Origin of the sequence: Aquimarina muelleri DSM 19832 (assembly GCF_000430665.1) — a bacterium.
Classification (GTDB): domain Bacteria; phylum Bacteroidota; class Bacteroidia; order Flavobacteriales; family Flavobacteriaceae; genus Aquimarina; species Aquimarina muelleri.
The window spans coordinates 1-1,280 of record NZ_AUML01000100.1; the positions used below are offsets into that span (position 1 = coordinate 1).

At 35.9% G+C, this 1,280-nt stretch carries 1 protein-coding gene; it reads left to right on the top strand.

The features are described 5' to 3' along the window. A partial coding sequence (locus H527_RS22710; RefSeq protein ID WP_035089080.1) for a condensation domain-containing protein occupies positions 1 to 1,280 on the top strand: 1,280 nt, incomplete at both ends.

A 1,280-nucleotide genomic window follows, 5' to 3' on the forward strand; every position in this document is an offset into this window, starting at 1 on the left:
TTATCTTTTAGCCAAGAGCGCTTATGGTTTTTGGATCAGTTACAAGGTAGTTTAGAATATCATATTCCTACAGTTATTTTTTTAGAAGGACCTTTAGACGTTTCGATATTAGAACAATCTTTACAAGGTATTGTATCTCGACACGAGGTATTGCGAACTAACCTTCAATCCAAAGACGGAGTAGGCTATCAAGAGGTTATAGATGCAGAAGACTGGAGGTTAGATCGAGTAGAAATATCAGATACGGTTATATTGGAAGATAGGCTACAGTCTTATTTGATGATTCCCTTTGATTTATCGAGCGATTATAAATTGAGAGCTTGTTTATATGATTTGGAAGAGGATAAATATGTATTGGCTTGCGTTTTTCATCATATTGCCAGTGATGGTTGGTCGGGAGGTATTTTGATGAATGAGTTTGTAGAACTTTATAATGCTTTTCAATCTGGAAGAGTTCCTGTTTTACCAGATTTAAGTTTACAATATTCAGATTATGCGATTTGGCAACGCAAGTATTTAGAAGGAGAAGTTTTAGAAGCCCAGTTATCCTATTGGGAAGAAAAGTTATTAGGAGTAAGTACCTTATCATTAGCTACAGATTATACACGACCTTCGGTGCAGAGTATTTCAGGAAGTAGTGTTTCACTGTTACTGGATAAGGATTTAAGTAGTTCGTTAACTTCTATCTGCCAAGAAGAAGGAGTTACGATGTTTATGGTTATGTTATCAGCCTTTAAGGTTATGCTGTTGCGTTATAGTGGTCAGGAAGATATTTGTGTAGGTACCCCTATAGCAAATCGTACGCAATCAGAGCTAGAAGGAATGATTGGGTTTTTTGTAAACACTTTGGCTCTTCGAGGTGATTTGAGTGGCAACCCAAGTTTTAAGGAGTTATTAAAACAAGTAAAAGAAACTACTTTAGAAGGGTATAACCATCAATTAGCTCCTTTTGAAAAAGTAGTAGACCGAGTAGTTACTACTCGTGATACAAGTATGACTCCATTGTTTCAGGTGATGTTTGATTTTCATAAAGAGGATGCAAATCCTGTAGATCAAGATAGAGGAAGTATAGAAGGTATAACCATTTCGGGATATGATTCATCCGATACCACAGCTCAATTTGATTTGATGTTGAGCGTATCAGAAAGAGATACAGATATTTCATTAACTATAGGATATTGTACTGCTTTATTTGATAAATCTACTATCGAAGGTATGCTGGAACATTATCGAGAGCTATTACGTAGTATTGTACGAGATGTTACCCAACCGATAGGTAG